This window comes from Pseudomonas sp. NPDC089996 (genome assembly GCF_044748405.1).
Lineage (GTDB): Bacteria > Pseudomonadota > Gammaproteobacteria > Pseudomonadales > Pseudomonadaceae > Aquipseudomonas.
In genome coordinates this window covers 148,700-171,348 of the sequence record NZ_JBIVGA010000004.1, presented here as the reverse complement: position 1 = coordinate 171,348, position 22,649 = coordinate 148,700, and the positions used below count along the sequence as shown (strand labels likewise).

20 protein-coding genes and 1 riboswitch are annotated in these 22,649 nt (G+C 63.7%); of the genes, 14 read left to right on the top strand and 6 right to left on the bottom strand.

The window, feature by feature from the left end:
- The first annotated feature begins 84 nt into the window (after positions 1 to 84).
- The 3 genes from ACIPW4_RS08655 to hldE all read left to right on the top strand — a co-directional run bounded on the left by ACIPW4_RS08655 (position 85) and on the right by hldE (position 4,641).
- Entirely contained in the window at positions 85 to 1,266 is a 1,182-nt protein-coding gene (locus tag ACIPW4_RS08655) for an O-antigen ligase family protein (RefSeq protein WP_400656718.1), read from the top strand.
- Between the two features lie 15 nt (positions 1,267 to 1,281).
- Positions 1,282 to 3,090 (top strand): lipid A export permease/ATP-binding protein MsbA, encoded by a 1,809-nt coding sequence (gene msbA / locus ACIPW4_RS08650; protein WP_400656715.1) that lies wholly within the window; start codon positions 1,282 to 1,284, stop codon positions 3,088 to 3,090.
- 129 nt (positions 3,091 to 3,219) lie between these two features.
- Positions 3,220 to 4,641: a bifunctional D-glycero-beta-D-manno-heptose-7-phosphate kinase/D-glycero-beta-D-manno-heptose 1-phosphate adenylyltransferase HldE gene (gene hldE, locus ACIPW4_RS08645; RefSeq protein WP_400656712.1), complete on the top strand. Its 1,422-nt coding sequence runs from the start codon at positions 3,220 to 3,222 to the stop codon at positions 4,639 to 4,641.
- A gap of 33 nt (positions 4,642 to 4,674) precedes the next feature.
- On the opposite strand, the gene ACIPW4_RS08640 is transcribed toward hldE, so the two are convergent.
- Genes ACIPW4_RS08640 through ACIPW4_RS08625 form a run of 4 tightly spaced genes read right to left on the bottom strand, consistent with a single transcriptional unit; the run spans position 4,675 to position 8,062 of the window.
- Complete coding sequence (locus tag ACIPW4_RS08640; protein ID WP_400656709.1) at positions 4,675 to 5,643, bottom strand: metal ABC transporter ATPase; 969 nt, start codon at positions 5,641 to 5,643, stop codon at positions 4,675 to 4,677.
- Between the two features lie 55 nt (positions 5,644 to 5,698).
- Positions 5,699 to 6,511, bottom strand: a complete 813-nt coding sequence (locus ACIPW4_RS08635; protein WP_400656708.1) for an aldo/keto reductase — start codon at positions 6,509 to 6,511, stop codon at positions 5,699 to 5,701.
- Positions 6,508 to 7,683, bottom strand: a complete 1,176-nt coding sequence (locus tag ACIPW4_RS08630) for an NAD(P)/FAD-dependent oxidoreductase (protein WP_400656706.1) — start codon at positions 7,681 to 7,683, stop codon at positions 6,508 to 6,510. The genes ACIPW4_RS08635 and ACIPW4_RS08630 overlap by 4 nt, the downstream gene beginning before the upstream one ends.
- A 46-nt stretch (positions 7,684 to 7,729) precedes the next feature.
- Positions 7,730 to 8,062, bottom strand: a complete 333-nt coding sequence (locus ACIPW4_RS08625; RefSeq protein ID WP_400656704.1) for a DMT family transporter — start codon at positions 8,060 to 8,062, stop codon at positions 7,730 to 7,732.
- 87 nt (positions 8,063 to 8,149) lie between these two features.
- Between ACIPW4_RS08625 and ACIPW4_RS08620 the strand changes: the two genes are divergently transcribed.
- The gene (locus ACIPW4_RS08620; RefSeq protein ID WP_400656701.1) at positions 8,150 to 9,040 is read left to right on the top strand and encodes a LysR family transcriptional regulator; all 891 of its coding nucleotides are present in this window, start codon (positions 8,150 to 8,152) and stop codon (positions 9,038 to 9,040) included.
- A gap of 11 nt (positions 9,041 to 9,051) precedes the next feature.
- The gene (gene waaA / locus ACIPW4_RS08615; protein WP_400656699.1) at positions 9,052 to 10,323 is read left to right on the top strand and encodes a lipid IV(A) 3-deoxy-D-manno-octulosonic acid transferase; all 1,272 of its coding nucleotides are present in this window, start codon (positions 9,052 to 9,054) and stop codon (positions 10,321 to 10,323) included.
- A 52-nt stretch (positions 10,324 to 10,375) separates the two neighbouring features.
- On the opposite strand, the gene ACIPW4_RS08610 is transcribed toward waaA, so the two are convergent.
- On the bottom strand, positions 10,376 to 11,809 hold the full coding sequence (locus tag ACIPW4_RS08610; RefSeq protein WP_400656697.1) for a TolC family outer membrane protein: 1,434 nt from the start codon (positions 11,807 to 11,809) through the stop codon (positions 10,376 to 10,378).
- Between the two features lie 161 nt (positions 11,810 to 11,970).
- Positions 11,971 to 12,077: riboswitch (TPP riboswitch) on the top strand.
- Between the two features lie 155 nt (positions 12,078 to 12,232).
- Here ACIPW4_RS08610 and thiC point away from each other — a divergent pair.
- Together thiC and cytX are read left to right on the top strand one after the other, a co-directional pair.
- Positions 12,233 to 14,113, top strand: a complete 1,881-nt coding sequence (gene thiC / locus ACIPW4_RS08605) for a phosphomethylpyrimidine synthase ThiC (RefSeq protein WP_400656696.1) — start codon at positions 12,233 to 12,235, stop codon at positions 14,111 to 14,113.
- A 165-nt stretch (positions 14,114 to 14,278) separates the two neighbouring features.
- Positions 14,279 to 15,562 (top strand): putative hydroxymethylpyrimidine transporter CytX, encoded by a 1,284-nt coding sequence (gene cytX / locus ACIPW4_RS08600; RefSeq protein ID WP_400656694.1) that lies wholly within the window; start codon positions 14,279 to 14,281, stop codon positions 15,560 to 15,562.
- Here the strand turns inward: cytX and ACIPW4_RS08595 are convergent.
- Entirely contained in the window at positions 15,531 to 16,277 is a 747-nt protein-coding gene (locus tag ACIPW4_RS08595; protein ID WP_400656693.1) for an RsiV family protein, read from the bottom strand. The genes cytX and ACIPW4_RS08595 overlap by 32 nt on opposite strands.
- Before the next feature lie 185 nt (positions 16,278 to 16,462).
- On the opposite strand from ACIPW4_RS08595, the gene ACIPW4_RS08590 reads away from it, so the two are divergent.
- From ACIPW4_RS08590 to ACIPW4_RS08560, 7 genes are all read left to right on the top strand, one after another.
- On the top strand, positions 16,463 to 17,080 hold the full coding sequence (locus tag ACIPW4_RS08590; protein ID WP_400656691.1) for an NUDIX domain-containing protein: 618 nt from the start codon (positions 16,463 to 16,465) through the stop codon (positions 17,078 to 17,080).
- The gene (locus ACIPW4_RS08585; RefSeq protein ID WP_400656689.1) at positions 17,071 to 17,523 is read left to right on the top strand and encodes a DUF1249 domain-containing protein; all 453 of its coding nucleotides are present in this window, start codon (positions 17,071 to 17,073) and stop codon (positions 17,521 to 17,523) included. Before ACIPW4_RS08590 ends, ACIPW4_RS08585 begins: the two co-directional genes overlap by 10 nt.
- A gap of 85 nt (positions 17,524 to 17,608) precedes the next feature.
- A complete protein-coding gene (cpdA, locus tag ACIPW4_RS08580; protein ID WP_400656687.1) occupies positions 17,609 to 18,412 on the top strand; it encodes a 3',5'-cyclic-AMP phosphodiesterase in 804 nt (267 codons plus the stop codon).
- Positions 18,413 to 18,599: 187 nt separating this feature from the next.
- The gene (locus ACIPW4_RS08575) at positions 18,600 to 19,208 is read left to right on the top strand and encodes a YqiA/YcfP family alpha/beta fold hydrolase (RefSeq protein ID WP_400656685.1); all 609 of its coding nucleotides are present in this window, start codon (positions 18,600 to 18,602) and stop codon (positions 19,206 to 19,208) included.
- A 35-nt stretch (positions 19,209 to 19,243) separates the two neighbouring features.
- On the top strand, positions 19,244 to 21,148 hold the full coding sequence (gene parE / locus ACIPW4_RS08570) for a DNA topoisomerase IV subunit B (protein WP_400656684.1): 1,905 nt from the start codon (positions 19,244 to 19,246) through the stop codon (positions 21,146 to 21,148).
- Complete coding sequence (locus ACIPW4_RS08565; protein ID WP_400656681.1) at positions 21,145 to 22,131, top strand: esterase-like activity of phytase family protein; 987 nt, start codon at positions 21,145 to 21,147, stop codon at positions 22,129 to 22,131. Before parE ends, ACIPW4_RS08565 begins: the two co-directional genes overlap by 4 nt.
- Positions 22,128 to 22,646: a TIGR02281 family clan AA aspartic protease gene (locus ACIPW4_RS08560; RefSeq protein ID WP_400656679.1), complete on the top strand. Its 519-nt coding sequence runs from the start codon at positions 22,128 to 22,130 to the stop codon at positions 22,644 to 22,646. The genes ACIPW4_RS08565 and ACIPW4_RS08560 overlap by 4 nt, the downstream gene beginning before the upstream one ends.
- Positions 22,647 to 22,649 lie beyond the last annotated feature (3 nt).

Here is a 22,649-nt window from a genome sequence, read left to right as displayed (position 1 = left end):
CTGGCGAACAAATTGACCGGCAATAATGCCGAAAATAATGCTGCAGCACCAACGTATGCTGTCGTTGATTGACCGAGGGGACCTATGGTCTACGAGAAAAACTGGGTTCAGGCCTGGTTGGGGTTTGGTCTGGTGTGGTTCTTCGGGGCAATTGCCTTGGCACCGAGCAACAAGATTTATCAGCAAGGTTTGGTTGTGTTCCTGTGGCTGCCCGCGCTGCTGTTGGCGTGGCCGGCGCGGCGTGTGCTGGTCGAAGCCTGGCGACGCCAGCCGGCGCTGTGGGGCAGTGTGCTGTTGCTGATGGCCTGGGGTGGCGTGAGCCTTGCCTGGACACCCGCCGAGGACCTCGCTCGGGAGGCCAAGCGCCTGCTCTACATCTTCGTGTTCTTGCTGGCGTTTCCACTGCTGGCGCAAGCAGGGGGAGATCGTATACGCAATTTGCTGCAGATCGGCAGTGGGTTGCTGGCGATTGCCGCGCTGATTTCGATCATTCATTTCTATGGGCTACAGGCCCAGCCCCTTGTGGCACGCCTGGCCGGGATCGGGGAAATTTCACACCCGATTCTAGGCGCCTACGTGATCGGCGCCGCAGCTTTGCTGTTGCTTTATCAAATGCCTCGCCGGCGGCTATTTCAGCTCGGCTGGATGCTGGCACTGGCCTGTCTCGGGGCTTTCGTCATCCTCAGCCAGAGCCGCGGCGCGTCACTGGCGCTGCTGGTGACCATGGTGCTTGCGCCGGTATGGCTGCGCGATCGACATAGCCGAATCCTGGCGATGGGAGCGGTGCTCGCCACTGCGTTGGCTTTTTTCGTGATGTATAACTTGATCACGGCCCGTGGCGCGTCATTCCGGCCAGAGATTTTCGAGCAAGTGCTGAAAATGATCGGCGAGCATCCCTGGACCGGCCTGGGTTTGGGCGCTGCCTACAACGTCAAGGTCGCTTCCGTGGGCATGCAGTTCGACCATACGCACAACATGTTCACCCATGTTGCCGTCGAGCTGGGCCTGCCCGGTATGCTGTTGTGGATCTTCGTCTGGCTGTTCGCCCTGGGTGAGATCATCCGCGCACGGCACACCTTGCTCGGCAAGATTCTGCTCGGGTTGTGGGTGTACTCGACAATGGCCATGCAGTTCGATGCCGCCAGTCTCACCGCCACGCCTCGGGCAGAATGGTTCGTCAGCTGGCTGCCAGTCGGTCTGGTCATGTTGTTGCCATGGGTACGTGCCGAAAATGACGCCTGTGGTAAAATTTCCGGTTCAACCTGAACAGCGAGCTCGATGATGGCCGAAACACCGCTACCGGCGGAGCACACCTCCAGCCTGAAGATCTACTTCCGGTTGCTGAGCTACGTGAAACCCTACGCCGGCATTTTCCTGCTGAGCATTGTCGGTTTCGTGATTTTTGCTTCGACCCAGCCCATGCTGGCCGGGATTCTCAAGTATTTCGTCGATGGGCTGAGCAACCCTGAAGCGGTCCTGTTCCCCAATGTCCCCTACCTGCGCGACCTGCAGTTGCTGCAGGCGGTGCCGCTGCTGATCATCCTGATTGCAGCGTGGCAAGGCCTGGGCTCGTTCCTGGGCAACTATTTCCTGGCCAAGGTTTCCCTGTGCCTGGTGCATGACCTGCGCGTGGAACTGTTCAACAAGCTGCTGGTGCTGCCCAACCGCTACTTCGACAACCACAACTCGGGCCACCTGATTTCGCGGATCACCTTCAACGTGACCATGGTCACCGGTGCCGCCACCGATGCGATCAAGGTCGTTATCCGTGAAGGCCTGACGGTGGTGTTCCTGTTCGGTTACCTGTTGTGGATGAACTGGCACCTGACCCTGGTGATGGTCGCTATCCTGCCGGTGATCGCAGTGATGGTCAGCATCGCCAGCAAGAAATTCCGCAAGCAGAGCAAGAAGATCCAGTCCGCCATGGGCGATGTGACGCATGTCGCCTCCGAGACTATCCAGGGTTACCGCGTGGTCCGCAGCTTCGGTGGTGAAGCCTACGAACAGCAGCGCTTCGGCAATGCCAGCCAGAGCAACACCGACAAGCAGCTGCACATGACCAAGACCGGCTCGCTATACACACCGCTGCTGCAACTGGTGATCTACACCGCCATGGCGGCGCTGATGTTCCTGGTGCTGTTCCTGCGGGGTGATTCCACAGCCGGTGACCTGGTGGCTTACATCACGGCGGCAGGCTTGCTGCCCAAGCCGATCCGCCAGTTGTCGGAAGTCAGTTCGACCATCCAGAAGGGCCTGGCCGGTGCCGAGAGCATTTTCGAACAGCTCGACGAAGCACCAGAGATCGATACCGGCACCGTCGAGAAAGACCGTGTGCAAGGCCGCCTCGAAGTGCGCAACCTGAGCTTCACCTACCCCGGCACCGAGCGCGAAGTGCTGAGCGACATCAGCTTCGTCGCCGAGCCTGGGCAGATGATCGCCCTGGTAGGGCGCTCGGGCAGTGGCAAGTCGACCTTGGCGGCCTTGATCCCGCGCTTCTACCACCACGACCAGGGGGAGATCCTGCTCGACGGTGTGGAAATCGAGAACTATCGCCTGCGCAACCTGCGCCGCCATGTTTCCCAGGTGACCCAGCACGTCACCCTGTTCAACGATACCGTGGCCAACAACATCGCCTATGGCGACCTGGCCGGCGCCCCGCGTGCCGATATCGAAGCGGCAGCCGCAGACGCCTACGCCAAGGAGTTCGTCGACCGCCTGCCGAAAGGCTTCGATACCGAAGTCGGTGAGAACGGCGTGCTGCTCTCCGGGGGCCAGCGCCAGCGCCTGGCGATTGCCCGGGCACTGCTGAAGAACGCGCCGCTGCTGATTCTCGACGAAGCCACTTCGGCGCTGGACACCGAGTCCGAGCGGCATATCCAGGCAGCCCTGGATCATGTCATGGAGGGTCGCACCACGCTGGTCATTGCCCACCGTCTGTCGACCATCGAGAAAGCCGACCTGATCCTGGTGATGGACCAGGGCCGTCTGGTCGAGCGCGGCACCCACGCCGAATTGCTCGCGGCCAATGGCCATTATGCCCGCCTGCATGCCATGGGCCTGGATGAGCCGGCCAAGGCCGATATCACCTGACCCACCTTGATCGGGGCCGCATCGGCCCCGATTGTCACGGGGATTTTCCAGGGTGCATCTGGCCGTAAAGCCGTCGCTTACCCTGTGCTAATATCCTGCCCCTGTTCATTATTTCCATATGGGTTGCCCATGAAGTTGTCCATGCCGCGTTTCGATCAAGCTCCGGTACTGGTGGTCGGCGATGTCATGCTCGACCGCTACTGGCATGGCGGTACTTCGCGTATCTCGCCTGAAGCGCCAGTGCCGGTGGTCAAGGTCGACCAGATCGAGGATCGCCCCGGCGGCGCGGCCAACGTTGCCTTGAACATCGCCGCCCTCGGCGCGCCAGCCTCGCTGATCGGTGTCACCGGCCAGGACGAAGCCGCCGACAGCCTCGCCAACAGCTTGCAGGCCGCTGGCGTACGTTCGGTGTTCCAGCGCATCGCGCACCAGCCGACCATCGTCAAGCTGCGGGTCATGAGCCGTCACCAGCAACTGCTGCGCATCGACTTCGAAGAGCCGTTCGCCACCGACCCGCTGTCGCTGGGGGCCGAAGTCGACACGTTGCTCGAAGGTGTCAAGGTCCTGGTCCTGTCCGATTACGGCAAGGGCGCGCTGAAGAACCACCAGAGCCTGATCCAGGCCGCACGTGCCAAGAGCATTCCGGTGCTGGCCGACCCCAAGGGCAAGGATTTTTCCATCTACCGTGGCGCCAGCCTGATCACCCCGAACCTCAGCGAGTTCGAAACCATCGTCGGCCGTTGCGCCGATGAGGCCGAGCTGGTCGCCAAAGGCCTGCAATTGCTGCAGGACCTGGACCTTGGCGCGTTGCTGGTAACCCGTGGCGAGCACGGTATGACCCTGCTGCGCACCGGTCAGCCGGCGCTGCACTTGCCAGCCCGGGCTCGCGAAGTGTTCGATGTGACCGGTGCCGGCGATACCGTGATCTCTACCCTGGCAGCTGCCATTGCCGCAGGCGAAGACCTGCCGCACGCCGTGGCACTGGCCAACCTGGCCGCGGGCATCGTGGTAGGCAAGCTGGGTACTGCGGCGATCAGTGCCCCGGAGCTGCGCCGGGCTATCCAGCGTGAAGAAGGCTCCGAGCGCGGCGTGCTGGGCCTGGAGCAACTGCTGCTGGCCATCGACGACGCGCGGGCACACAAGGAGAAGATCGTCTTCACCAATGGCTGCTTCGATATTCTGCATGCCGGGCATGTCACCTACCTGGAGCAGGCGCGGGCACAGGGTGATCGGCTGATCGTCGCAGTCAATGATGATGCATCGGTCAGCCGCCTGAAGGGGCCTGGCCGCCCGATCAACAGTGTTGACCGGCGCATGGCTGTACTGGCCGGCCTGGGGGCGGTGGACTGGGTAATCAGCTTCCCTGAAGGCACGCCGGAGAACCTGCTGAGTCAGGTCAAACCGGATGTGCTGGTCAAGGGGGGGGACTATGGCATCGACCAGGTGGTGGGTGCCGATATCGTCAAGGGATATGGCGGCACCGTGAAGGTGCTGGGGCTGGTCGAGAACAGCTCGACCACGGCGATCGTCGAGAAGATTCGCAAGCACTGATCGATTGCAGGGGCTGCACAGCAGCCCCAACAGCTATTTATGAAGTGAAGTGCGGGCCCGTTCCAAAAGCGCTCGTGCCTTGTCACCAAAGCGCTGCAGGTGCGAGGCCGGCGTCATCTTGCGCTCCACCAGCCCCTGCTGCTTCACCCAGTCCTTCCAGCGAATCCGCTCATCGGCCACCACCCAGCCTTCCTGCCGGGCAAAGCTCTCGGCCAGGTAAAGCCCCCGTGTGCTCGCCGGCACCAGCTCATCCTTCTTCAGCGTGTACAGCTCGGCCAGCGGTTGCCCATCCTTTACCGGCATCAGGTACAGATCCGGCCGCTTGCGGTTGAGTCGCGCTACCAGCTGGTCGCCTTCCAGGCGTTCATCGACATGAAACAGGCTGAGTTTCTTGGCTTCACGGGGTACCTGCAGGCGCATGTCGTAGATCAGCTGCAGCGAAGCGGTCGGCAGATGCACATAAGCCCGCGGGCGTTCCAGCAGCATCAGGTTGCCGCAATGCACCGGGCGGGCAGCGCCAGACTCTGGTGCCAGCACGAACGGCAAGGCTTCGCGGTAATGCAGTGCAGCGGCGTAAGGGGCCGGCAGCCAGGTGTCGTTGAAGCGCCCGCTCAGCCAGCCTTCCGGGGTTTCCAGCAAGCATTCTTCTGCCACTTCCTGCACGGCTGTATGCAGCGGAAGGTTGAGCTCCTGAGCGGGGACATATCCGGAAATCAATTTCAGAACCACGTCACCGCGGTCCTGGCGGCGTTGCCTGACCAGCACCCAGTAATCACGGTGCTGCCAGTGCAGGGTCAGGCGTACGGATACACCCAGGTTGGCCAGCTCGACCACGAAGCGTTGCTTGTCGGCAAGCTGGATGGTGCGCCGGCGCTGCTGGGTCTGGGCAAAATTGAGAGGCATGCCGATGCTCTGGTAGACCAGGCCTTCGGGGGTGGCTTCGACATGCAGCGGCAGTGTCTTGAAGTTGCTCGGGTTCTTGCGGATCAACGTACGCGCCACGAGGCTCCTCCTTGCGTCGGGTCAGTCTCCAGGCCCAGCTCGGCTGGGTGGCAACTCAATGCTGGCCCAGGATACGGGCAACGGTGGCCACGTTGTGGGCCAGGTGCAACGGATTGATGGTGCCGACGATAGCACTGCTCACGCCTGGGTGGGCGAACAACAGCTCGAAGCTGGCCTGGACCGGATCGACCCCGGGGGCAAGGCAGATATGCCCGCTGGCCAATGCCTTCTTCACCAGAATGGCCTTGCCGTGTTCGGCAGCGTAGTCCAGCACCGGGCGTTCTGCCTGCTCGTTGAGGTTGTAGGTGACCATGGCGCAATCGCCCTTTTCCAGCGCCTTCAGGCCACCGGCGACGGTCTTGCCGGAAAGCCCATAGCCGAGAATCTTGCCTTCCTGCTTGAGTGCGGCGAGGGTCTGGTAGACCTCTTCCTGCTCGAGGATCGCCAGGTCATTGCCATCGGAGTGCACCAGCACCAGTTCGATGTGGTCGGTTTCCAGGCGCCGCAGGCTGCGCTCCACCGAGCGGCGAGTGTGGGCTGCGCTGAAGTCGAAGCTGGACTGGCCCGCTTCGAACTCTTCACCTACCTTGCTGACAATCACCCACTGGTCACGCTGGCCGCGCAACAGCGGCCCCAGGCGCTCTTCACTGTGGCCATAGGCCGGGGCAGTGTCGATCAGGTTGATGCCCAGTTCGCGGGCCTGGGCCAGCAGCAGGCGAGCTTCGTCGTCGCCGGGAATGGTGAAGCCATTGGGGTACTTGACGCCCTGGTCGCGGCCAAGCTTGACCGTGCCCAGGCCCAGTGGCGAAACATTCAAACCGGTGCTGCCCAAGGGGCGGTGCAGGCCATGCAAGGTGGGCAAGGTCATGGCAGCAGTTGCTCCCACGCCGGTACACCCAAGGCCGGGCGTGGCAGGCCGGCAAGGTCGGCCCTGGCTGTCGGGCGCACGCCGTCACGCTCGAGGCTGGCCAGTACACGGTCGCTGAAGTCCGGTGCCAGTGCCAGTTTGGTCGGCCAGCCCACCAACAGGCGCTGCTGCTCGGCGAGGAATGCGTTGTCGGGGCGCACCAGGCCAGACTGCGCGGGCTCGGCGCGGTCGACGCGCAGGGTCGCCCAGCGCACCTGGCCTTGATCGACCCAAGGCAGCAGGTTGGCAATTTCCTTCTGCGCTGCCGCAACCTGTGCGGCGGGCTCGCGGGCAACGCCATCGGCCTCGGCCAGGTCGCCGCCGAGGTACCAGACCCACTGGCCATCGGCGGCCGGGTGGGTGGTGATGGTCACGCGTGGCTTCGGCCCACCGCCCAGGCAGTGGGCGTAAAGCGGCTTGAGGTTCGGCCCTTTGGCCAGGACCATGTGCAACGGCCGGGTCTGCATGGCGGGTTGCTGCAGGCCCAGGGCGTGCAGCAGGTTCTCGGTACCGGCACCGGCGCTGAGAACGATGCGTTGGGCGCGGATTTCGCGGCCGTCGACACGCAGACCGACCAGCTCGTCGCCCTCGTGCAGCGGCTCGATGTGTTCACCTGCAAGCAGGCTGTCGCCGGCGAGTTCGGCCAGGTTGGCGAGCAGGCTGGGTACGTCGATCACCAGCTCCGCAAGGCGGTAGACCTTGCCTTTGAAGGCTCGGTCCTGCAGGGCTGGCGGCAGTTGCTCGCCCTTTACCTGGTCGACCCGGCCACGCACGGCCTTGCTGGCGAAGAAGCTGGTCAGGTTGCCGGCCAGGGTGCCTGGTGACCAAAGGTAATGGGCATCGGACAGCAGGCGGGTGCTGGTCAGGTCAAGCTCGCCGCCGCCACTGATCGCTTCGCGCCAGCGCCGGGGCATGTCGGCGATGGCTTCCGAAGCGCCGGTCAGGGCACCGTGCAAGGCGTACTTGGTACCGCCGTGAATGATGCCCTGCGACTTGATGGTCTGCTCGCCACCGAGGCTGGCGCGCTCCACCAGCACTGTCGAGTAGCCCAGGCGCCGCAGGCGGGCATTGAGCCAGAGGCCTGCGACCCCGGCGCCGACGATCAGCACGTCAGTGGAAATGGCAGATGGCATGGCGGTACCTCGAAGACTGGGACAGCTGGCAAGTATACAGGCTGCCTCAGTGCCCGGCAGTTTTGGAGAACAGCTGAATCACCACCACACCACCCACGATCATCGCCATGCCCAGCATGGCCGGTACATCCAGCTTCTGCCCATAGACCACCAGTGCCGCCACGCTGATCAGCACGATGCCCAGCCCCGACCAGAGCGCATAGGCAACACCCACCGGAATGCTGCGCACCACCAGGGTCAGCATCCAGAACGCGATCCCGTAGCCGACCACCATCAGCAGCAACGGCAACGGCGTGCTCAGCCCCTTGACCGCCTTCATGGAGGCAGTGGCGATGACTTCGGCGCAGATGGCGATGGCGAGATAGGTATAGGCATTCATGGCAGGATTCTCCGGTTACTGGGCGGGCATTCTAGACCTAACCTGGATGCGGTAAAGTCATTACCTATCACCTATGGAGATAGCTGTATGGCGGAGCAGTGGAACCTGGAGCAGTTGCGCACGTTTTTGCGAGTCGCCGATCTGCGCTCGTTCTCTGCCGTCGCGCGCGAGCAGCGCAAGGCTCAGTCGGCAATCAGCAGTGCGATTGCCCTGCTTGAAACCGACCTGGGCGTGACGCTGTTCGAGCGCAGCAGTGGCCGGCAGCCGAAACTGACCGAAAACGGCAGTGCGCTGCTGGAAGATGCTCGCGAACTCCTGCGCCAGTGTGAGCGCCTGGATGGCCGCGCGGCGGCGCTTATGCGCGGGCAAGAAGCCTTGTTGCGGGTGGCTCAGGACGAAGCCATGCCCTACCAGCCAGTGATCGACAGCCTCGACGAACTGGCCAGCCGCTACCCCTACCTGGAGGTGCAGTTGGCCAGCGGCGCCCAGGGCGACGTGGCGCGCAAGTTGGTGGAGCGGCGCGCAGACCTTGGGCTGTTCTTCCATCATGAGAGCATTCCCGATTCGCTTGAGCGGCGGGCATTGGGCAGCGTGGAAATGGTCACGGTCTGCGCCATCGGCCATCCGCTGGCGCATGAAAAGCGTGTCACCTGCCAGCAGCTGGCTCGGCATCGACAGTTGTTGATCACCCCGCAGCAAAGCGGTTACCCCGGCAGCGAGGCGGCTAGCCCTCATGTGTGGCGGGCTGACAGCTTCTATGCCATGGCCGAACTGCTGATGCGCGGCTTGGGCTGGGCGTGGTTGCCGCGGCATGTGGTTCAGTACCCGACCTACCAGGCGCACATGGTCGAGCTCGACAGCGAATGGCGCCCGCCTGCGCTGGTGACGGAACTGGCCTGGCGCCGTGATGAACCGCTGGGTCCGGCCGCGCAATGGTTGGCCGAGCGCTTTGCGGTGCACCTGCGTGCGATCGGGTAAACTCCGCCGCCATGAACAGAACACTCTATACCTTGCTGTTTCACCTGGGCCTGCCGCTGGTTGCGTTGCGCCTGTACCTGCGCGCACGCAAGGCACCGGCCTACGGCCAGCGCATCGGCGAGCGCTTTGCCCGCAACCTGCCGGCCATGCGCCAGGGAGGGATCTGGGTACACGCGGTGTCAGTCGGTGAAAGCATTGCCGCCGCGCCCATGGTGCGTGCGCTGCTCAAGGCCTACCCGGACCTGCCGATCACGCTCACCTGCATGACCCCGACCGGCTCCGAGCGCATTCGCGCGATGTTCGCCGATGAGCCGCGCATCCAGCATTGCTACCTGCCTTACGACCTGCCATGGGCGGCCGGGCGCTTTCTCGACCATGTGCGCCCGCGGCTGGGCATCATCATGGAAACCGAACTGTGGCCCAACCACATCCACCAGTGCGCCAGGCGCGGCATACCGGTGGCCTTGGCCAATGCCCGGTTGTCCGAGCGCTCGGCCCGTGGTTATGGGCGCTTTGCCAGGCTGACCCGGCCGATGCTGGGCGAGATGAGCCTGATCGCGGTGCAGACCGAAACCGAGGCCCGGCGCTTCCGTGACCTGGGTGCCCGCCCCGAGTGCGTGCAGGTGACCGGCTCGATCAAGTTCGACCTGAAGATCGACGAGCACTTGCAACCCCGTGCCAGGGCATTGCGCGAACAGTGGGGCGCTGGCCAGCGTCCGGTGTGGATCGCTGCCAGCACTCACGAGGGTGAGGATGCCTTGATCCTGCAGGCGCACCGGCAACTGCTGCAGGTACATGGTGACGCGCTGCTGATCCTGGTGCCTCGCCATCCAGAGCGGTTCGATGCCGTACATGCCTTGTGCGCAGGGCAGTTCACCACGGTACGCCGCTCTGCCGGCATGCCGCTGGATGCCCAGACTCAGGTGCTGCTTGGCGACACCATGGGCGAGTTGCTGTTCCTTTATGCCTTGGCCGATATCGCCTTTGTCGGCGGCAGCCTGGTGGCCACCGGCGGCCACAACCCCTTGGAGCCGGCGGCATTGGCATTGCCGGTGCTCATGGGGCCACATGTGTTCAACTTCCTTGAAATCAGCGCGATGTTGCGTGATGCCGGGGCATTGCAGCAGGTCGATGATGCCGACGGGCTGGCCGAAGCGGTGCGGCGCCTGATCGAGCTGCCGCAGGATGCGCAGCGCATGGGCGAGGCGGGCAGGGCGGTGATGCGGGCCAACCAGGGCGCCTTGCAGCGCTTGCTGGATGGGCTGGGCAAGCTTCTCGGCTGATTCCTGCGTTGGCTTCTTCGCGGGCGCGCCCGCGAAGAAGCCAACATTTATCTCAAGGCTTGCGCTCGAAATTCTTTGCAGCCGCCGCAGCCAGGTCCGGTGGCAGGAAGTCCTTGTCCGGGTTGTAGTCCGGTTTCAGGTAGCGCCTGAGGTCCTGCAGATCCTGCGGGCTCAGGGTCCCGGCTGCCTGCTTCAGGCTCAGGTTGTCGAGAATGTAGTCGTAGCGGCTGTTGTTGTAGTCACGCACCGAGGTGTACAGCTGGCGCTGGGCATCGAGCACGTCGACGATGTTGCGGGTACCGACCTGGTAGCCGATCTCGGTGGCTTCAAGCGCACTCTGGTTGGAGATGATCGACTGCTTGCGCGCCTGCACCTGCTCGACATCGGTGTTCACCGCACGGTGCAGGTTGCGGGTGTTTTCCACCACCTGGCGGCGCAGGCTCTCGCGCTGCTGTTCGCTCTGGCTCAGGCGCTGGTAGGCCTCGCGTACCTGCGAGCTGGTCAGGCCGCCGCTGTAGATCGGGATGTTCAACTGCAAGCCGACACTGGTTTGCTCGACGTCGCCGCTGTAGCGCACGCCAAGCTGCGAAGGGTTGGTGAAACCGAGGCTGTCGTTGTCGCCCTTCTGGTACTTTGCCACGGCATCCAGGGTCGGCGCATGGCCGGCCTTGCGCTGGCGCAGCGTCTCCTCGGCAGCCGATACCGCATAGTTGGTGGCCAGCAAGTTGAGATTCTGGCGCCCGGCGGTTTCGACCCAGGCCTTGGCGTCGTTGGGGGTTGGCACCTGCACCGGCAAAGAGTGCTTCACGCCCTGGATCGCGCTGTACTCCCGGTTGGTCAGCGTCACCAACGCCTCGAAGGCATCCTGCACCTGGCGTTCGGCAATGATCCGGTTGGCCCGGGCAGTGTCGTAGCTGGCCTGGGACTGCAGCACGTCGGTCTTGTCCGAGAGGCCGACATCGAAGCGCTCGTTGGACTGGTCCAGCTGACGCTTGAACGCAGCTTCCTCGGCCTTGGTCGCCGCCAGGTTGTCCTGGGCCCGCAGCACGGCGAAGTAGTTTTGCGCGGTTTGCAGGATCAGGTTCTGCTCGGTGGCCGACAATTCCAGTGCCGCCTGTTCGTTGACGGCCTCGGCAGCCTGCAACTGGAACCAGCGGTCGGCCCGGAAGATGGGCTGGGCCAGGGTCGCGCTCCAGGAATTGCCGCTGCGGTTGGAGGTGATCGAAGGCTCATCCAGCTTGGTGCGCGTATTCAACATCTCGGCACCGGCCGACAGGTTCGGCAGCAGGCCGGCGCGGGCTTGCGGCACTACTTCTTTCTGGGCGCCATAGTTGGCACGGGCGGCCGCAAGATCGGCGTTGTTGTCCACCGCTTCCTGGTAGACGCTGACCAGATCGGTCTTGACCGATGTGGGCGCATCGGCTGCCCAGACCACTCCGTTGGACGCACAAGACACGGCTATCGCCAGTGAGAGTTTGCGCAGCATAGAGGCAATCCTTGTACGAAAAATAATTACTGAACCGTTGAGTATTGTCCGGCGCGCCAGTGTAGTGCCATGCGCCCCCCGGCAACAATCGCCGTCTGCGCCTTTCATCATGCCGCGATTTACCCGCTTGGCTTTGCCGACCACTCCAGTCTAGACTGCGCATGTTCTTGTCGGGGTGCCTTGAAGCAAAGGCTGAGATCGCAGAGGTGCGGATCCCGTTGAACCTGATCAGGTTAGCGCCTGCGTAGGGAACAAGATTGCTCGCCTTCCCGGGGAGCCTCTTGTGCCAGGTCCGGGAATGTCGCAGCTGCATGCAGCTTCAGGCACCCCCATATCCGGCACTGCACCCGTCAAGGGGTGCGTCCGCGCCATTCAGGTTCACCCCGACATTCCACTGCTAGGAAGCCGTCTGGAGAGCCTGTGATGACCAAACAAGAAAAAGCGATCAACCTCAGCGAATCGGCGCAAGTCGATCAGCAGTCCGTGCAACCGTTCCCGCGTTCGCGCAAGGTCTATGTCGAAGGCTCGCGCCCGGATATCCGCGTGCCCATGCGCGAAATCAGCCTGGACGATACCCCGACCGACTTCGGTGGCGAAAGCAATGCACCGGTGCTGGTCTACGACACCTCCGGCCCGTACACCGATCCCAACGTCATCATCGACGTGCGCAAGGGCCTGGCTGACGTGCGTTCGGCCTGGATCGACGCGCGCGGTGACACCGAGCGCCTGGGCGGCCTGAGCTCCGACTTCGGCCAGCAGCGCCTGAACGATGCCGAACTGGCCAAGCTGCGCTTTGCCCATGTGCGCAACCCGCGCCGGGCCAAGGCTGGCGCCAACGTTTCGCAAATGCATTACGCTCGCCAGGGGATCATCACCGCCGAGATGGAATATGTCGCCATCCGCGAGAACATGAAGCTGCAGGAAGCCCGCGCCGCTGGTCTGCTCAACGAGCAGCACGCCGGCCACAGCTTCGGTGCCAGCATCCCCAAGGAAATCACCCCGGAGTTCGTCCGCGAGGAAGTCGCCCGTGGCCGCGCGATCATCCCGGCCAACATCAACCACCCCGAAGTGGAGCCGATGATCATTGGCCGCAACTTCCTGGTGAAGATCAATGGCAACATCGGCAACAGTGCCCTGGGCTCCTCGATCGAGGAAGAAGTGGCCAAGCTGACCTGGGGTATCCGCTGGGGCTCGGACACGGTCATGGACCTGTCCACCGGCAAGCACATCCACGAAACCCGCGAGTGGATCATCCGTAACTCGCCGGTGCCGATCGGTACCGTGCCGATCTACCAGGCCCTGGAGAAGGTCAACGGCGTGGCCGAGGACCTGACCTGGGAGCTGTTCCGCGACACCTTGATCGAACAGGCCGAGCAAGGCGTGGACTACTTCACCATCCACGCGGGTGTGCTGCTTCGCTATGTGCCGCTGACCGCCAAGCGGGTCACCGGTATCGTCAGCCGCGGTGGCTCGATCATGGCCAAGTGGTGCCTGGCGCATCACAAGGAAAACTTCCTGTACACGCACTTCGACGAGATCTGCGAGATCATGAAGGCCTACGACGTCAGCTTCTCGCTCGGCGACGGCCTGCGCCCGGGTTCGATCGCCGACGCCAACGACGCGGCCCAGTTCGGTGAGCTGGAAACCCTCGGCGAGCTGACCAAGATCGCCTGGAAGCACGATGTGCAGTGCATGATCGAGGGCCCTGGCCACGTGCCGATGCAACTGATCAAGGAGAACATGGACAAGCAGCTGGAATGCTGCGACGAGGCGCCGTTCTACACCCTTGGGCCGCTGACCACCGACATCGCTCCGGGCTATGACCACATCACTTCCGGCATCGGTGCGGCGATGATCGGCTGGTTCGGTTGCGCCATGCTGTGCTACGTCACGCCCAAGGAGCACCTGGGCCTGCCGAACAAGGATGACGTCAAGACCGGCATCATCACCTACAAGATCGCCGCCCACGCAGCCGATCTCGCGAAAGGTCATCCGGGCGCGCAGATTCGTGACAATGCCTTGTCCAAGGCGCGTTTCGAATTCCGCTGGGAAGACCAGTTCAACCTGGGCCTGGACCCGGACACCGCGCGCGCCTTCCACGACGAGACACTGCCGAAGGAATCGGCCAAGGTCGCGCACTTCTGCTCGATGTGCGGGCCGAAGTTCTGCTCGATGAAGATCACCCAGGAAGTGCGTGAGTACGCAGCCAGGATCGAGGCCGTGGATGTGAGCGTCGAGCAAGGCATGCGCGAGCAGGCCGAGCGGTTCCGTCAGGAAGGCAGCCAGCTGTACCACAAAGTCTAAAAAATGCTGGGGCCGCTTTGCGGCCCTTTCGCGACGCAAGGCCGCTCCCACAGGGACCGCGCAAGGCTTGAAGCTTGCACTGTCCTTGTGGGAGCGGCCTTGCGTCGCGATTCGAGGACGAAGTCCTCGCCAAGAACACCAACAACATTCCGGCGAGCGCCAACCATGACATCACCCAGCCAATTCTCCCCCGACCACCCGGTCCCCACCCACCAGCGCATCTTCGGCGCTCGTGACCTGTTCTCGCTATGGTTCTCCCTGGGCATCGGCCTGATGGTCCTGCAGGTCGGCGCCATGCTGGCCCCTGGCCTTGGCCTGGCCGGCGCGGTCCTGGCCATCGCCCTTGGCACCGGTGTCGGTGTGCTGCTGCTCGGCGCCGCCGGTGTCATCGGCAGTGACACCGGCCTGTCGGCCATGGGCACCCTGAAGCTGAGCCTGGGTAGCCATGGCGCGCGCTTGCCGGCACTGCTCAACCTGCTGCAACTGGTAGGCTGGGGCGCATTCGAGATCATCGTCATGCGCGATGCTGCCAGCCTGCTGGGTGCCCGAGCATTCGGCGAAGACAGTGCCTGGAACAGCCCGATGCTGTGGACGCTGTGCTTCGGTGGCCTGGCCACCCTGCTGGCGGTCAGCGGGCCGTTGGCATTCGTGCGCAAGGTGCTGCGTGCCTGGGGTATCTGGCTGCTGCTGGGTGCGTGCCTGTGGCTGACCTGGAACCTGTTCGCCAAGGCCGACCTGGCTGAGCTGTGGAACCGCGCCGGGGACGGTTCGATGTCGCTGGCGGTGGGCTTCGACATCGCCATCGCCATGCCATTGTCATGGTTGCCGCTGATCGCCGATTACTCGCGTTTCGCCCGTAACGGCAAGCAAGTATTCGGCGGTACGGTACTGGGCTACTTCATTGGCAACACCTGGCTGATGAGCCTGGGCGTGGCCTACACCCTGGCGTTTGCCGCCAGTGGCGAAGTCAATGCGCTGCTGCTCGCGCTGGCGGGTGCCGGCATGGGTATCCCGCTGCTGTTGATCCTGCTGGACGAGTCGGAAAAGGCCTTTGCCGACATCCACTCGGCTGCCGTTTCCACCGGCGTGCTGTTGCCGCTGAAGGTCGAGCACCTGGCCTTGGCCATTGGTGTGCTATGCACCCTGATCGCCTTGCTGGCGCCATTGGCACAGTACGAGAACTTCCTGCTGCTGATCGGCTCGGTGTTCGCACCGCTGTTCGGCGTGGTGCTGATGGACCACTACGTGATCCGTCGCCGCCGCCTGCCGACCCAGGTCGGTGGTTTGCATTGGCAGGCGCTGCTGGCCTGGGCGGTGGGTGTGGCGGCCTATCATGTGATCGCCGCCAAGGCGCCGGAGCTGGGGGCTACCCTGCCAGCGCTGCTGCTGGCAGGTGGACTGCATGGCCTGCTGAGTGTCAGCCGCGGCCGGGAAACAGCTCAGGCTTGAGCACGCCGTTCAGGCGGGGGTAGGGGATCTTCAGTTCCACATGGCCCATGGAGTAAGGCGCGATGGCATAGACCTCGTACTTCACCACCAGCGCGCCGTACGTCAGGGCGATGTGCGGCGAGCGCTTGAAGGGCCAGGTCTTGACGAACTCGGCGTCCTTGTCCATGCCCACGCTGATCAGCCAGGCACGGTGGGACTCTTCCACGGTCTTCCAGAACGTTTCTTCCTGGCCTGGCACCAGCATGTCCTGCAGGGTCAGCACCTTGTCCAGTTTGCGCGAATAGTTGATGAAGCCGCGCCCCGGCATGCCGTGGGCACCGCCGCTGTCGAGGTAGCTGGACAGCTCAATGATCACCAGCCCGTCATGCTGCTCGCGTACCTTGGCTTGCAAGTAGCTGCTGTTGCGTTTGTCGGCACTGGCCAGGTATTGCTGCTCGTAGGCCTGCAGGGTGCTCGGCGCGGTGCCATGCTGATTGTCTTCGGTCAGCTGCAGCAGGCGCTGTTCGACGATGGCATCGAGCTTGGGCTGGGCCGGGAAGTGAATGGTGTCGATGTTCACCAGCGGGCAGTCGCTTGCACTGCAGCCAGGTTTGACGTGCTCCCAGGCATCACGCTTGACCTCGAGCGGGGTCCGGTAATTGGGTGCGAACAAGCTCTGGCAGGCGCCCAGAGCCAGTGCCAGCACGGCCACGGAAGTCAGTTTGACAAGTGTCATGATGATCCTTGCAGAACAGGGAAAAGTCGGCCTTTGACCGTCAGCACGGCCTTCAGTTCGCCACTAAGCTAACAGAGTGAAGACGTACTGTCCCGAGTGCGCGAACGGTTGCCGGAAAGGGGTGAAACGGGCAACCGTGCAGAGTAGGATGGCGCGATGCGGTAATTGAGGTAATGAGGATTTCCATGTCAGACACGTTGAATTCGGTGCCCAGGGCGGTCGAGATCGTCAAGCGGGCCAACTGCTTCCAGGGCTTCTACAAGCTGGACAAGGTGCACCTGCGCCACGAGCTGTTCGCCGGTGGCCTGGGGCGCGAGATCAGCCGCGAGCTGTTCGTGCGCCATGATGCGGTGTGCGTGCTGCCTTACGATCCGCTGCGCGATGAAGTGGTGCTGATCGAGCAGTTCCGCGTCGGCGCCCTGGACAAGGTCGACAACCCATGGCTGATCGAGATGGTCGCCGGGCTGATCGACAAGGATGAGCAACCCGAAGAAGTCGCCCACCGCGAAGCCGAAGAGGAAGCCGGGCTGGCTTTCAGCGCGCTGTGGCCGATGACCCGCTACTTCCCGTCACCCGGTGGCAGCGATGAATACGTACACCTGTTCCTGGGCCGTTGCAGCAGCGAAGGCGCGGGTGGCCTGCATGGCCTGGAAGAAGAGGGCGAGGACATCCGTGTGCGCGTGTGGTCGTTCGACGACGCATTGCAGGCGGTACGCGATGGGCGCATCTGCAACGCGGCGACCATCATTGGCCTGCAATGGCTCGCGCTGAATAAAGATGAAGTTCGAGGTATGTGGAAGTGAACCTCTTGCGTGAGCGTTATCGGGTCGACCTGGCCGGGCTGCAAGCAGCCTGCGAGGCCAACTATGCCCGGCTCATGCGCCTGCTGCCCGATATGCGTACCACCCAGAGTTCGCGGCGCATCGGCATGACCCAGGGTGACCAGATGCTTGGCGTGCTGGTGCTCGATGTGCTGCTGGCCTGCCCGTATACCACGACCCTGCGGGTGCGCCAGGAACACAGCCTGCCCTGGCTGCCGGTGCCGCACCTGGAGGTGCAGGTGTATCACGATGCGCGCATGGCCGAAGTGGTCAGCGCCGAGCATACCCGCCGACTGCGCAGCATCTACCCGTACCCCAACGCGGCCATGCACCAGCCGGACGAGAAGGCCCAGCTGAATATGTTCCTCGGCGAATGGCTCAGCCATTGCCTGGCCTGCGGCCACGAACTGGCAAGTGTGCGCTGAAATGTGACCTGGGTCGGTTGCGAGTGTTTGCTCGCAACGGTTCCAGCGCCATAATTCGTGCAGTACCTGTTCGAGGAGACGGCCGTTGCCGCACCCAGACCTTTCCCCCGCGCCCGTGCATGTGGTGCAACTGACCGACGCCCACCTGTTCGCCGACCCAGCGGGCACCTTGCTGGGCCTCAATACCCGTGACAGCCTGCGCCACGTGGTGGCCCAGGTGCGGCGCGAACAGCCGCGTGTCGACGTGCTGTTGTGCACCGGCGACCTTTCCCAGGATGGCAGTGTTGCGTCGTATGAAGCGTTCCGCGAGCTGACCGGCGAATTTGCCGTACCGACGCGCTGGTTGCCGGGCAACCACGATGAAGCCAGGGTCATGGCCCAGGTCGCGCCGGCGCTTGTGCAGTCGGTGACCGATATCGGTAGCTGGCGTGTGGTCATGCTCGACTCGGCAGTGCCGGGCGCTACCCATGGGCTGCTCGGGCAAAACCAGTTGTCGATCCTTGATGACGCCCTGGCATCGGCCGGCGAGCGCCATTGCCTGGTGTGTTGCCACCATCAGCCGGTGGATATCGGTTGCGCCTGGATTGCTCCGATTGGCTTGCGCAATGCCGATGAGCTGTTGCGCCGCTTGCGTGGTTATCCACAGGTGAAGGCGTTGCTCTGGGGGCATATTCATCAGGAGTGGGATGAGCTGCGCGACGGCTTGCGGCTGCTGGCGACGCCCTCGACCTGCATCCAGTTCGCGGCGGGCAGCGAGGACTTCAAGGTCAGCGAGGAACAGCCGGGGTATCGCTGGTTGCGCTTGCATGCCGATGGGCGGGTGGAGACCGGCGTGGAGCGCGCCGCCGATTTTGAAGTGAAGCTCGACTTCCATAGCCCGGGATATTGATGATCCTCGGGCAAGCGCTGCACCTGTGGGAACCGCGCTTGCCGGCGATGGGCCGCGCAGCGGCCCCTGCTCTTTGAAGAAATTGTTGCGAAATTGGCCATCCGGCGCCAAAACCCGGCGGACGCGCTACACTGCGCGTCCCTGCGCCCGCTCGATCGGGCGCGAAGCCACAGATTCCGGGGGCAGCATGTCGGGTTCCATCCTCTATATCCATGGCTTCAACAGCTCGCCGCTTTCCACCAAGGCGCGCCAGCTCGAGGCTGTCATGCAGCAGCTGGGCCTGTCGCAGCAGCTGCGCGTACCGGACTTGCACCACCACCCGCGCCAGGCCATGGTCCAGCTCGAAGCCGCCATCGCCGAGCTCGGCGCGCCCCTGCTGGTCGGCAGTTCGCTCGGCGGCTACTATGCCACCCATCTGGCCGAGCGCCATGGGCTCAAAGCCCTGCTGGTCAATCCGGCAGTCACCCCGCACAAGCGTTTCGACGGTTATCTGGGCACGCAGCGCAACCACTACAGCGGCCTGACCTGGGAGCTGACCCAGGACCATGTACAGGCCCTGGCCGAGCTGGAAGTGCCGGCGCCGACCGACCCGGGCCGCTATCAAGTGTGGCTGCAGACCGCCGATGAAACACTGGACTATCGCCACGCCGAGCAGTATTACCGGGCTTGCGCCCTGCGCATCCAGGCCGGTGGCGACCACAGCTTTCAGGGCTTTGCCAAGCAGCTGCCAGGCCTGCTGGCCTTCGCCGGGATTGCCCGGCAGCAGTATGCGGCACTCGATTTTTCTGTATTTTGATCTTTTTGCATTCACCAGACTGACGACGAGAATCCATGGCCAATCCCAGCGCTAGCGCCTATAACGCAGACGCCATCGAAGTCCTCTCCGGCCTCGACCCGGTGCGTAAACGCCCGGGCATGTACACCGATACCAGCCGGCCCAACCACCTGGCCCAGGAAGTCATCGACAACAGTGTCGACGAAGCCCTGGCCGGCCACGCACGCTCGGTGCAGGTCATCCTTCATGCCGACCATTCGCTGGAAGTCAGCGATGATGGCCGTGGCATGCCTGTGGATATCCACCCGGAAGAGGGCGTATCGGGCGTCGAGCTGATCCTCACCAAGCTGCACGCCGGCGGCAAGTTCTCCAACAAGAACTACCAGTTCTCCGGCGGCCTGCACGGCGTGGGCATTTCGGTGGTCAACGCCTTGTCGACCCAGGTGCGCGTGCGCGTCAAACGCGACGGCAACGAGTACCAGATGACCTTTGCCGATGGCTTCAAGGCCAGCGAGCTGGAAGTGGTCGGCACGGTCGGCAAGCGCAACACCGGTACCAGCGTGTACTTCAGCCCGGACCCGAAATATTTCGATTCGCCGAAATTTTCCATCAGCCGCCTCAAGCACGTGCTCAAGGCCAAGGCTGTGTTGTGCCCGGGTCTGCTGGTCAGCTTCGAGGACAAGGCCAGCGGCGAAAAGGTCGAGTGGCATTACGAAGATGGCCTGCGCTCCTATCTGGTCGACTCGGTCAGCGAATTCCAGCGCCTGCCCGACGAGCCGTTCTGCGGCAGCCTGGCAGGCAACAAGGAGGCCGTGGACTGGGCGTTGCTGTGGCTGCCCGAAGGCGGTGACAGCGTTCAGGAAAGCTACGTCAACCTGATTCCCACCGCCCAGGGCGGTACCCACGTCAACGGCTTGCGTCAGGGCCTGCTCGACGCCATGCGCGAGTTCTGCGAGTTCCGCAACCTGCTGCCGCGCGGGGTCAAGCTGGCGCCGGAGGATGTCTGGGAGCGGATCACCTTCGTCCTCTCGATGAAGATGCAGGAGCCCCAGTTCTCCGGCCAGACCAAAGAGCGTCTGTCGTCCCGCGAGGCCGCAGCGTTCGTCTCTGGTGTGGTCAAGGACGCCTTCAGCCTGTGGCTCAATGCCCACCCCGAGCTGGGCATGCAACTGGCCGAGCTGGCCATCAGCAACGCCGGTCGGCGCCTCAAGGCCAGCAAGAAGGTCGAGCGCAAGCGCATCACCCAAGGCCCGGCATTGCCAGGCAAGCTGGCCGATTGCGCCGGGCAGGACCCGATGCGCGCCGAACTGTTCCTGGTCGAGGGTGACTCTGCCGGTGGCTCGGCCAAGCAGGCCCGCGACAAGGAGTTCCAGGCCATCCTGCCGCTGCGCGGCAAGATCCTCAACACCTGGGAAGTGGACGGCGGCGAAGTGCTGGCCAGCCAGGAAGTGCACAACATCGCCGTGGCCATTGGTGTCGACCCGGGCGCGACCGACCTTTCGCAACTGCGCTACGGCAAGATCTGCATCCTCGCCGACGCCGACTCCGACGGCCTGCACATCGCCACCTTGCTTTGCGCACTGTTCGTCCAGCACTTCCGCCCGCTGGTCGAGGCCGGCCACGTCTACGTTGCCATGCCGCCGCTGTACCGCATCGACCTGGGCAAGGAGATCTACTACGCCCTCGACGAAGCCGAGCGTGACGGTATTCTCGATCGCCTGGTCGCCGAGAAGAAACGCGGCAAGCCGCAGGTCACCCGATTCAAGGGCCTGGGCGAGATGAACCCGCCACAGCTGCGTGAAACCACCATGGACCCGAACACCCGGCGCCTGGTGCAGCTGACCCTGGAAGATGTCGAAGCCACCTGCGAGCTGATGGACAAGCTGTTGGCCAAGAAGCGAGCAAGTGATCGCAAGAGCTGGCTGGAAACCAAGGGGAACCTGGCTGAGGTCATGGTTTGATCCGTCTTTTCGTCGCGGCCTGCCTGGCGCTGGTTGCCCTGCCGAGCCTGGCGGGCAACTGGCCGGAACTGAAGCTGGCCTCCGAGCACCCGATCGACGGCATGCGCGGCGGCAACTTGTCCGGCCTGGTCGAATGCCGGGGCGGGCTGTGGGGTGTTTCCGATCGTGATGACGATCGTATCTACCGCTTCGATCAGCAGAATGCAGCCTGGCGCGCTCAGCCGCTGACCTTCACGCCACCGCCGGTGCCCGAGAGCGGCCTGCCATGGGGGCTGAAGTCGCGTAACTGGGCGGTATCCTACGTGCGCGGCGGCGAACTGGATTACGAAGGCATTACCTGTGACCAGGCGGGCAACCTCTACGTGGTCAGCGAGGCCCATGCGGCAGTGCTGGAGTTGCCTGCCGAGGGTGAGCCGGGCTGGCTGAAGATCGACCCGGCGATGGTGCGCCAGGCCCGTGCCAGCGGCATGTTGCTCAACTTCAATGCGCTGTTCGAGGGCCTAGCCATCAACCCGGCGGGTGACCGCCTGTGGCTGGCGGCCGAGCGCGAGCGGCGCGGGCTGGTGGCCATCGAACGTCAGCAGTCGGTGTGGACCTGCGGGCGCAGTTGCGTGTTGCTGAGCGAAGCCGGGGTCGAAATGCAGCCGCCACAGATGCCCGACCCCCGGGCACTGTCGCGAGACTTCGCCGACCTGGCCTGGTTCGGGGGCAAGCTGTTTACCCTCGAACGCAACGCCTACCGCGTGTGCCGGCGTGATGCCGACAGTGGCAAGGTCGAGCGATGCTGGTCGTTCGCCGCCGAGGCACTGGTGCCGGAGCGCCGCTACGACCAGCCGTTCGGCCTGGCCGAAGCGCTGGTGATCGATGCCAAGGGCGCCTGGATCGGCCTGGATAACAACAACGGTGATCGCGCCGATGGTGAAAGCCGGCCGATCGTCTGGCGCTTCGAGGCGCCGCAGGGCGGCTGGAGCGCCACGCCATGAGCCAACCACCGGGCAAACGCGCCGGCAAGGTACTGATGATCGTCGCCTGGGCGGCGGGGTTGTTCCTTGCCACGCGTTTCTTCGGGCAGTGGGAAGACCACGAGCGCAACCCGAACACCCAGGTGCAATCGTCCCAGGGTGATGGTTACATCGAAGTGCGCTTGCTGGGCAATGGCCAGGGCCACTTCGTGGTGGATGGAGCGATCAACGGCCAGGCGGTGCATTTCATGCTCGATACCGGCGCCACCGACGTGGCCATTCCCGATTCGCTGGCACAGGACCTGAACCTGCAGCGCGGCAGCCCAGTGGTATTGAGCACCGCCAATGGTCGTACCGAAGGCTACCGGACCCGGCTGGATACCCTGCAGCTGGGCGATATCCGCCTGCAGAATGTGCGCGCCCTGGTGGTGCCGGGCCTGGACGGGCAGACCGTGCTGTTGGGCATGAGTGCCCTGAAACAACTTGAATTTACCCAGCGCGGCGGCACCATGCTGCTGCGCCAGAACCTGAAATGACGA

Bases quoted from the DNA above. Each gene is read 5' to 3' on its own strand.
- ACIPW4_RS08655 (WP_400656718.1), top strand. From the start codon at position 85: ATGGTCTACGAGAAAAACTGGGTTCAGGCCTGGTTGGGGTTTGGTCTG.
- msbA (WP_400656715.1), top strand. From the start codon at position 1,282: ATGGCCGAAACACCGCTACCGGCGGAGCACACCTCCAGCCTGAAGATC.
- hldE (WP_400656712.1), top strand. From the start codon at position 3,220: ATGAAGTTGTCCATGCCGCGTTTCGATCAAGCTCCGGTACTGGTGGTC.
- ACIPW4_RS08635 (WP_400656708.1), bottom strand. From the start codon at position 6,511: ATGACCTTGCCCACCTTGCATGGCCTGCACCGCCCCTTGGGCAGCACC.
- ACIPW4_RS08630 (WP_400656706.1), bottom strand. From the start codon at position 7,683: ATGCCATCTGCCATTTCCACTGACGTGCTGATCGTCGGCGCCGGGGTC.
- ACIPW4_RS08625 (WP_400656704.1), bottom strand. From the start codon at position 8,062: ATGAATGCCTATACCTATCTCGCCATCGCCATCTGCGCCGAAGTCATC.
- ACIPW4_RS08620 (WP_400656701.1), top strand. From the start codon at position 8,150: ATGGCGGAGCAGTGGAACCTGGAGCAGTTGCGCACGTTTTTGCGAGTC.
- waaA (WP_400656699.1), top strand. From the start codon at position 9,052: ATGAACAGAACACTCTATACCTTGCTGTTTCACCTGGGCCTGCCGCTG.
- ACIPW4_RS08610 (WP_400656697.1), bottom strand. From the start codon at position 11,809: ATGCTGCGCAAACTCTCACTGGCGATAGCCGTGTCTTGTGCGTCCAAC.
- thiC (WP_400656696.1), top strand. From the start codon at position 12,233: ATGACCAAACAAGAAAAAGCGATCAACCTCAGCGAATCGGCGCAAGTC.
- cytX (WP_400656694.1), top strand. From the start codon at position 14,279: ATGACATCACCCAGCCAATTCTCCCCCGACCACCCGGTCCCCACCCAC.
- ACIPW4_RS08595 (WP_400656693.1), bottom strand. From the start codon at position 16,277: ATGACACTTGTCAAACTGACTTCCGTGGCCGTGCTGGCACTGGCTCTG.
- ACIPW4_RS08590 (WP_400656691.1), top strand. From the start codon at position 16,463: ATGTCAGACACGTTGAATTCGGTGCCCAGGGCGGTCGAGATCGTCAAG.
- ACIPW4_RS08575 (WP_400656685.1), top strand. From the start codon at position 18,600: ATGTCGGGTTCCATCCTCTATATCCATGGCTTCAACAGCTCGCCGCTT.
- parE (WP_400656684.1), top strand. From the start codon at position 19,244: ATGGCCAATCCCAGCGCTAGCGCCTATAACGCAGACGCCATCGAAGTC.
- ACIPW4_RS08560 (WP_400656679.1), top strand. From the start codon at position 22,128: ATGAGCCAACCACCGGGCAAACGCGCCGGCAAGGTACTGATGATCGTC.